Origin of the sequence: Pantoea sp. BR_17 (assembly GCF_041955125.1) — a bacterium.
GTDB classification, from domain to species: domain Bacteria; phylum Pseudomonadota; class Gammaproteobacteria; order Enterobacterales; family Enterobacteriaceae; genus Pantoea; species Pantoea stewartii.
Map to the genome: position 1 here is coordinate 378,207 of NZ_JAVAXT010000003.1, position 9,159 is coordinate 387,365.

The window sequence follows — 9,159 nt, forward strand, 5'->3', positions numbered from 1 at the left end:
CAAACGTAACAGGATGCCGTAGGTGATATCACTGTGCCTGTGAGACTATCCCAGGCACAGTTGGCGCTAAAGAAAAAATGTCCTGGCCATCAAGCCGATAAAGTTGATAACTTTCTTCTTTATCTGCTGGTCTTTCTCCCTGCCAGACAAGCGTGCCATCCACAAATTCCTGCGGATGCTTTTTATCGTGCTGTACCAGAAGCCAGTGACAGCGAAAGGCACCTCTGTGCTTTCCTTCCCTTAGCGTGACTAAGCCGTCGTAATACTCCAGTAACGCGCGCTGTGGCTCGCCAAGGTGCCGACTGGCTACGCACTCATCTTTAGGCAGCCAGGCTCGCATCGGGATAAAGACGTCTGAATAACGCTTCGTATAATCCAGATAAGGCATGCCGAGCGTCATGGCCAACACCCAGCACAGGGTTATACAACTAGTGAAGATATATAAGGGGCTTTGTCGCGCTGCCCGATGGAAAAACACGATGCTACTCATCATCAGGGTAACCAGCAGTGCCACGCTAAACATAAGCGGATGGAACTCAGGCATAAATCCAGGTGCGCCTGGCACCACCCACTTATTCCATAACGGGACAGGCCAACCGGTTATCAGTATGATCCCCGCGCCCCACATCACCGCAGGAAGCAGACAAAACAGGCCCAGAGACCAGGGCCGCAATTTTTCAGCCCACTCCGCTTTTCGTTGACACGCCCCCGCCGCTAATATTGCCAGTGGCAGCAACAACGGCATGGCATAGAGTTCGCGTGCATCTGCGGCGGCAGACAATGTAGCAAACCCCGCCACAAAAAACGTCAACAGGACTTTGACTGCCGGGCTAATGCCGTTTGCCCCGCAGCGCCATAACCACCATACCGCCATAGGAAGCGCTGGAAATGCATACCACGGAAGCAATTTAAGATAAAAGAACGGCTTCGCTTTCGGACCCAGTCTGGCGGTACCGTCAAATCGGCCAAAGTTATTCACCATAAGCCAGGTTGAAAACAGTTTTTCTGAACGCATCCAGAGCGCGTAAAGCCAGGGCGCGACCAGCGGGCAAAAAACCAAAAAAGCAATGGCACAAAAGATGACGTAGCGCCTGTTGCGAAATTCAGTATTGAGCAACGGTAACCCCATTGCCGTTACTCCCAGAATCCCGGGACCCAGTAGCCCCTTTGAGAGAAACATAACGGCAGCGCCCACGCCCAGTACAATTCCGCCAGCAACATGGCGTCGAATCCCCAACACGAAACCATAAATGCCGATGGCGCCTCCCGCCAGTAAGGCCGTATCGGTAATCATCTGGTGCGCCCGAATGGGAAAGCCGACGCAGGCAAAGAGAATAAGAACAGCCCAGCGTCCGGCGCCCTTACCCAGTAACTCTCTGGCAGATAGTGCAATAGCGTAACAGGCGATCAGGATGAAGAAGCCTGTAGTCAGACGCGCTGCATCCGGCTCGCCTAATAACGGACTGAACAGCCGAAGGAAAAACGACGCCGCTACAAAATAGAGCGGCGGCTTTTCCATGAAAGGCTCACCTGCCAGCGTAGGCACTACCCAGTCACCGGTCTGCGCGATGTGGCGAATTAACCCAAAGGTATAAGCTTCGTCAGGCTTCCAGGGTTCATGTCCTACCAATCCTGGTAATAACCAGCAGCTAAAAATAATAAAGCATAAAAATAAGGGAATTTGCTGCGCAAGAGGAAAGAGAGTCGTAATACGCTGCGTGCGAGTATCGCTGCTGTCTGTGGATGTCAGAGGTATAAATGCATCCGGGGCAGCGGCCCGTGTTGCAGGAAAAATAACCTGAAAATGTTTTGTGTTCACGCGTTACTCGCTTGTCTTACCGACTTTTAGAGTAAAAATACGGTGTATAAGCTCTATGTCTGTTCGCAAAAATCTTTACAGAAACGGCCCAATAAAGATGCAAAATGTGCTTCTTAAGCAAAATGCTGAATCCCTTTATCCGCTCAGCACTTTTTGAAGTTTATAAGCGCTTATTAGTGCGAGGATTTGAACATCCGGAGCTCCGGGCTTACAAAAAATTCACTGTTAATAAGATAAAGAAGCGGAAGTAAACGAGAAATAAACATTCTGCGCTTTGAGTTTAAACGCTTAGCCCAGACTAACATTGAGGATAAGAACTGATGAGGAGCCACCACCAAATCTAAAAAGATGAATGTAAAGAACGGAATAATGACTTATGGGTCCGGTTCAATTACGGGATCTGATCATGATAGATGTGTTAAACGCGTCACTAAAGCAGAAGCATCTGGCATAGTGTTTCCGTTTAAAGAAAGCACGAAATGCACGAAATGTTCCCGTCAATAAGTCAGCTGAGGCACCATTAAATCACCTATTATTCGGACCTAAAGACGAACGTCTCTAAGTGCCCTGTGCCGCAATACGATCACAGGATCTAACGCCTTTCTGAAAAGGTGCAGATATGAGCCAGAGCGAGGCAAGTCGCCCATTGACTAAGAAGCATTATGAGACGCTTAAACGAAAAAAAGCCCTGTAACGAGCAGGGCTGATAACCATTCAAAAAAATTTATCTATTTCTTATAAAAAGTGTATGATGAGCGCGGAGTATTCCCTGGTGTTGGCTGTGTTAGCCACCCTCACATCAACCCTTGAGGTTTCCGAGGCCACTGGTGGTGTGGGGGTTTCTTTTTTAAATCATAAATTATATTGAACCTTAACCCGCTTCATAACAACTAGACTTTAGATCAAAAAAAACTATACTAAAGGATAGCAAAGTGAGCTTTATCACTTTGTAATCAGATGCATAAGCGAGAACCCTCTCAAGCTAACTTCGGATTGCGCTTGAGTTTTTTGTTCATCACCTTTAATTAACCACACAAACACCTGAGCAGCATTATGCTCTGCAAGCACGTCGTTTCCAAACGCCTTCAGACTGACTCCCTGCCCCCGGAAAGAATAAAACCATCAGAAAAATTGATACTAACCGAGTATGCTGCGCTGCAAGCTGAGCCGATCTGCCCTTCCACGTACAGCACCTGGTGCCAGTTCAGCCCTTCTCCTGGTTTCACTGAATTCTCTTCCGCCGGACCCACGTATGTTTTACATCGTCGTATAATTGTCATCATCCTGTGATAGGTTCTCTGAGGGGTTATACACGCTCTTCTTAAACGCACTGGAGTTGTTACATGAAAACGACAAAAGCCCACTCTTTAGAACAGGCTAATGAATTACTGTCCAAAGGACTGGCTAAGAATGTTGAGTTGTGTTTTGAATTGACCACGGATGAGTTTTTCAGATTCACCGATCACTGGTGTGATAAAGGGGCAAAAATTCTAAAAAAAGAACACTTTGTCGTTAAACTGAAGCCTTCCGCTTCGGTCTCCGACCCAGAGTAATTCTGTTCTTTGCCTGCTGACTGCGGTCTTAACGATCGAGACGCTAACCGCGTTTTTATACACGCAACGACAGTCAGTAGGTGTTTTTTCACGGCTTGCTTTTTGAATAACGCTGGAAATCCCTCCAGTAAAACCGGGTATAGTGCTGCCTGACCCGTCAAAATCCTTATACATCTCAGTTCAGCGTGCCGGTACAGCCCGTAAGCAGTAGCAGAACGACACAAAGCACCACGTTTATCACTCGCGGAGACATTCTGATTGAAGCGAGTAAATTACGGTCTTTTGATACGTGCTTATTGTGACCCGTTTTAGCGAAACGCTGAGACAGCATTAAAATGTCGAATGGCAGTAACAGCATTGCGGGGGTCAGCTTTGGCCGGTTCTCACTCTTTAATGGCTGCATTACGTTTTTCTCCATACCTAAGGCCTGGCACCGTTGAAATACGTTCGGCGATGAAAGACCTGATGCCAAAAGTCGCTCTATCTCTGCCCCACAGAAACCGCATAACCGAACGGTCAGAAAGACACATCCATTTTCGAAATCTTTCAGGTGAACTGCGCCCAGAAACAGTACATATTTTTTTACCCTTACCTTCAGTCATTAGCTAAAAGCACTGGTCCTTAGTACTGACCCTACGATAGTAATTGTAGGTGATAAAAACTTTCCGCATCGACTACGGATAATAACGATGTGACAATCGTTAAAACCTGATAACGGGTTTATACTTATGAGCAGAAAAATTACCTGTCCGCCTGTTCATTTCTCAACATTTTTTGCTAAGACCAGCATCGAACAGTTCATCATGAGCAGCATGCAACTATGTGCACTGCCGTAGCATTATGATGTTCCCTGTACGGATGAGTATGAGCATGGCCATATGACAATACGATGGCGATAACAGCACTAACAGGGTAAATCGCACTAACGGCACCATAATGTTATTTAACTCCTGTCACAAATCTGATTCATTCAAAGTGAGGTGAATCTTGATAGTGGCGCATTCTCCGTGCTCATCAGCCTGAGTGGATTATCCTTAGCACATCAACAGACGGAAAACCCGGCATAAATTTATCAATCCATTAATTGTATAAGAGTTAGGTTAAATTATTAATTTCCATTTAAAGATAAGCATGGTCCGCTTTAATGTAACATCCTGCTATTAATGACCTGTTTTAGTGGTAATCTTTGGTAGACCAGGTCGCGATCTTCATAATTCACTTTTATAACCACATGAAATATTTATAATTTAACCAAAGCGATGTAAAAGACGACAAATAAATTAGCGCTCTGGATACAGAGCGCCTGATGCTATTTACGCTTCAGAGCAACGTTAATTTTGCCACTTTTCGATAATTACGCTTACAGAGCCAGAATTATCTGCACGTTGCCAGTCCTGTAGATACAAATCAAATCCACCACCTTGTGGAAAAGCATGCATAAGCGATGAAGCCTCAAGCCCATCATCATTCAAGCCATAAAAACTTACAGCGGCTGATTTATCAGAAGTAGTAGTGCGATCGTAGATCATTAAAGCAGCAGATTTAGAACGTGTGTTTCCTGCCTGCCCCGTTGCGTAATCGACGCCGGCTGATTCCGGATCAATACGAAAACGATACACTCCAGAAGCCACATTAGTTTCATTGTAAAAATTCCCACCGGGAATGGTATTGTTATATCCATCCAAAGTGACGGTTTTATAAGGTTGCCAGCCCGCCATGGCGGAAAATGATGTGACAACAGAAAATGCAACGACTGAGGCTTTTATGAAATTAAATATATATAAATTTCCTTAACAGAGTTAATCAGCGTCTTATATATATCGATGTCTAATTCATTCGTTAAGCTGATAAATTTTACTCATTAAAGGCTAAACAAGATCATCGCTGTGAATCGCCACAGGTTTAACAGACTCCTGAAAGTCATTTAAGATGACTTAAAAGAGAGGTACCCATGAGCGGTAAACGTTATCCCGACGAGTTCAAAATTGAAGCGGTTAAACAGGTCGATGAACGTGGTCACTCCATCGCAAGCGTCGCCAGCAGACTTGATATCACCACACACAGTCTCTATGCCTGGTTAAAAAAGTACGGTCCTGATTCTTCCATTAATAATGAACAGACAGATGCTCAGGCCGAGATCCGCCGTCTTCAGAAAGAATTGAAGCGGGTTACAGACGAACGCAAATTATAAAAAAAAAGCCGCGGCGTACTTCGAAAACTGTCTGACTGAGCTACGCCTTTATCCGCGACAACAGCCGTTGCTGGCCTGTTCGTTTGCTCTGTCGGGTTCTGGACGTCCATCCGAGTGGATTTTATTTCTGGCTTTAGCAGCCACATTCACAGCGTCACCAGGCAGACCAGATGATAACCGGGCAGATCAAACAGTTCTGGTTTGAGTCTGGGTGCGTGTATGGTTATCGCAAGATCCATCTCGATCTGCGTGATACCGGGCAGCAGTATGGAGTGAACCGGGTCTGGCGGCTGATGAATCGTGCCGGAATAAAACTCAGGTTGGGTACCGTAGCCTAAGGGCATGTAAAGGCGAAGCCAGTGTCGTGGTACCCAACAGGCTCCAGCGGCAGGTTAATCCGGGCTCACCGGATGAGCGTTGGATGGCGGACATAACCTACATCCGAACCCACGAAGGCTGGCTTTATCTGGCCGTGGTGGTTGACGTTTCCGTAAAGTTATCGGCTGGTCAATGCAACGCCGCATGACAAAAGAGATTGTCCTGAACGCATTACTTATGGCAGTGCGGAGGCGTAATCCTCAAAAACAGATACTGGTTCACTCTGATCTGGGCAGTCAATACACGAGCCATGGCAATCTTTCCTGAAATCACACAGTCTGGAAGGCAGCACGAGTCGTCGCGGTAACTGCCATGACAACGCGGTTGCGGAAAGTTTTTCCAGCTACTGAAACGCGAACGGGTTAAGAAAAAGATCTACGGAACACGGGAAGATGCCCGCAGCGATATTTTTGATTACATCGAAATGTTTTATAACTGTGGGCGTCGGCATGGTTCGAGCAATCAGATACCACCGGCAGAATACAAAAACCAATATTATCAACGGCTCGGAAGTGTCTGGATTATCCGTGGCGATTCATGATGTCCTTTCTTTAGTCTAGACAACTATTTTGGTTCAGGCTTAAAATCCATCTTGAGTACGTCATCCGGCGCGAGGTACACCCAAGCGCCACCTTCCTGAGCAATGCCGATGAAGCCGTTAACTATCTCCGGCTGTGATCGGTTCATCAGGCCAACATGCGTCTCACCAGATGTCGTCGTGACGGTGATGCGGTAGGTGTAGGACATTGAGAGCCTCTCTATCCCCCGAATATATTGCCATCAAAATTAGAGAGCCAGTGGTGATGGCAATAATATGTTATCTTTGGGACAACCAAGGAGGCGGTATGTTTTCTTTTCTCACCACATTCAAGCGACTAATCACTGACCAGCAAAAACAACAAGACTCTAAGCCAGAATATTTAACAGAAGAGCTTCTTCAATGGGCAACAGGCTGTATGCTCGATGGCCTACCTGATAATTTTTTTCAGGCCAGGCTTTTGTGTCTCAGGGAGCCCAATCCTACCAATCCAGATGGTTGGATAGTCAGCGTGAATCACGATGTGATGCTTAGTGCTGAATCAGGGTATGAACGGTTTGAACCTGCTGATGACCTTTATCCTACGCAGTGCGTAGAAATGCTGCTTGATGGCAAGGAATGGCATAGAGCCAGTATTGTGTTCAATCAAGAAAAAACATCATTCCTATGGGAGTGAATATTTCCGGATCCAATTTGTGATAGCGATAAAACCGCGCGTAGGCGGTTTAATACAATTTTTTGATAAAGTTTATGCGGCGTTAAATCTTGATTTCACAAGCTTCAGCAAATTCATTCACAGCCTTAGTTGAACCCACAACATCGGCACTAAAGCTCATTTTTTTATTCACAGCTTGAACGTTCAAGCCAATAAGCATTTTTGACTTTGCCTGCTTCAATTGAGTTAGAACTTGAATAATACCAGCTTGATTGGTTGTGCCCTGCATGTACTCATCGTTACGTTTTTTGAAGTTGCCTTCTAACCTTTGAGGGTCATTGCCATCCACTTTCACAATTATCGTTACAGGAATCGGCTCTTTAGCATTAAATGGCCCCTTTTCAACATAAGATAATGAAAGCTCATCTTTTGTGCAGTCAAAAATAATCCCATTCATTGGTGAAATGGTGCCGTACATCATGGCTTGCTTGCCGCCTGAGAAAAGGTCATCTTCGACCTTAGTTACCCATTCAGCATTAGTGCTAAAGCTTACTAGTGAGGCGCATCCAATTATTGCCGCTATCAATGAGTTTTTCATAATGACCTTCCGATTGAGATTTGCATTTGTTAATCGGCAATCGGTAAAAAATCTTTATGTAAATTGTCAGGCGTCCTCGCAAATGCGCCTTGTGATGATCACTTTGACAGTCCAGGGATGGTGATTTGCCCGTGCTGGTCGATTCGCTCTATTCGTGCCAGCAACTGTGGTTTCTTTACCCTTCCCCAACGGTTCAGCAATCGGCCTGACATGCTCGCCACATCTTTCTCTTTCATAAACTCAAGCATGGCTGCGTTTCGCTCCGCCTCAAGGTTGGCGACGCCCTGCCGGATCATGTCGGTGAACGCCAAAGCGGGCAAGGCTATTGGCGTAGCGCTGAATGATACCGCATGCCGGGTACTGAAGGAGCAAATAGGAAAGCATTCACGATGGGTTTTCGTTCACACCAAAGAGGCAACCAGACCAGACGGCACCAAGACGCCATCAGTCAGAAAAATGCGCTGTGATGATAACACGGCGTGGCGGATAGGACTCAAGCGGGCAGGTATTGAGGATTTCCGTTTTCACGACTTACGGCATACCTGGGCAAGCTGGCTGATTCAGGCAGGCGTTCCACTTTCTGCATTGCAGGAAATGGGAGGATGGGAAAGCATCGAAATGGTACGCAGGTATGCACACCTGGCACCTAACCACCTGACCGAACATGCGCGCAAAATTGACTCACTTTTGGGTGACAACGACACAAATACGACACAAGGAGGAAATCAGGTAGGCTTAAAACTTGCTTAAGTCATTGAAAGATAGTGGCCCCTACAGGATTCAAACCTTCTAGTTAGTCATCTGTTCTATATATAATTTTTTTCATTTCAATTTGTTACCTGCCCCCAGATATGCCCCCATAACAAAGTGCTCACCACCATGACTGTGGTTTATCAATGAGTACATGTATGAGCTACGATGACTCTTAGCATAGAAAATGTTAAGAAAATTCTTAACCAACCAAATAAACTGAAAATGTATAATACTTAGTCATTTGACTGATAGGGATTGATGCTGAATGAAGGGAATCGACAAAAAACTAACCATTTTCACCGCAAAAAAAAGATTCAATGACAGAAACGCCGATGACATGCAAAGTGGCGACTTCTTTGAATAGTATTCATCTTGTATATTTTTTTAAAATTTTAGGTGCTATTTATCAAAATTAAAATACTGGAAGTTAATCTTTACATATAAGATTTCGACATATAAAGCCAATGATAACTCATGAATAAAAACTTAAAAATTAGAGTTAAAAAATAACAATCAAAATGTAATATAACACACTATAAAATGCAATCCATGAAAGTAAGAATGATATTATCTTTACACTTCCGCCTCCTAATACAAATTGTGTTATCCCCTTAGAAATAAATATAAGAGAAAAACTTATGACACAATTATATTCATAACCTTGGCTTTTAATC

6 protein-coding genes and 3 pseudogenes are annotated in these 9,159 nt (G+C 45.0%); 4 read left to right on the forward strand and 5 right to left on the reverse strand.

From position 1 onward, the window contains the following. Nucleotides 1-28: 28 nt before the first annotated feature. Entirely contained in the window at nucleotides 29-1,630 is a 1,602-nt protein-coding gene (locus RAC60_RS07960; RefSeq protein WP_253274989.1) for a glycosyltransferase family 39 protein, read from the reverse strand. A 1,532-nt stretch (nucleotides 1,631-3,162) separates the two neighbouring features. Here RAC60_RS07960 and RAC60_RS07965 point away from each other — a divergent pair. Further along, nucleotides 3,163-3,372, forward strand: a complete 210-nt coding sequence (locus RAC60_RS07965) for a hypothetical protein (protein WP_033738740.1) — start codon at nucleotides 3,163-3,165, stop codon at nucleotides 3,370-3,372. Between the two features lie 1,331 nt (nucleotides 3,373-4,703). Here the strand turns inward: RAC60_RS07965 and RAC60_RS07970 are convergent. Next, nucleotides 4,704-5,090, reverse strand: coding sequence for a hypothetical protein (locus tag RAC60_RS07970; RefSeq protein WP_375093249.1), 387 nt, complete (start codon nucleotides 5,088-5,090; stop codon nucleotides 4,704-4,706). A 233-nt stretch (nucleotides 5,091-5,323) separates the two neighbouring features. Here RAC60_RS07970 and RAC60_RS07975 point away from each other — a divergent pair. After that, nucleotides 5,324-6,482: pseudogene (locus RAC60_RS07975) on the forward strand (IS3 family transposase). A 23-nt stretch (nucleotides 6,483-6,505) separates the two neighbouring features. On the opposite strand, the gene RAC60_RS07980 reads toward RAC60_RS07975, so the two are convergent. Next, entirely contained in the window at nucleotides 6,506-6,688 is a 183-nt protein-coding gene (locus tag RAC60_RS07980) for a hypothetical protein (RefSeq protein WP_375093251.1), read from the reverse strand. A 98-nt stretch (nucleotides 6,689-6,786) separates the two neighbouring features. On the opposite strand from RAC60_RS07980, the gene RAC60_RS07985 reads away from it, so the two are divergent. Then, nucleotides 6,787-7,155 (forward strand): hypothetical protein, encoded by a 369-nt coding sequence (locus RAC60_RS07985; RefSeq protein ID WP_375093253.1) that lies wholly within the window; start codon nucleotides 6,787-6,789, stop codon nucleotides 7,153-7,155. A gap of 82 nt (nucleotides 7,156-7,237) precedes the next feature. Here the strand turns inward: RAC60_RS07985 and RAC60_RS07990 are convergent, their stop codons facing one another. Together RAC60_RS07990 and RAC60_RS07995 are read right to left on the reverse strand one after the other, a co-directional pair. Then, nucleotides 7,238-7,732, reverse strand: coding sequence for a hypothetical protein (locus RAC60_RS07990; protein ID WP_375093254.1), 495 nt, complete (start codon nucleotides 7,730-7,732; stop codon nucleotides 7,238-7,240). Nucleotides 7,733-7,830: 98 nt separating this feature from the next. Then, nucleotides 7,831-8,004 (reverse strand): annotated as a pseudogene (locus RAC60_RS07995) (Rha family transcriptional regulator); the annotation flags it as partial. 31 nt (nucleotides 8,005-8,035) lie between these two features. Here RAC60_RS07995 and RAC60_RS08000 point away from each other — a divergent pair. Further along, nucleotides 8,036-8,482, forward strand: a pseudogene (locus RAC60_RS08000) (site-specific integrase); the annotation flags it as partial. Between the last annotated feature and the right edge of the window lie 677 nt (nucleotides 8,483-9,159).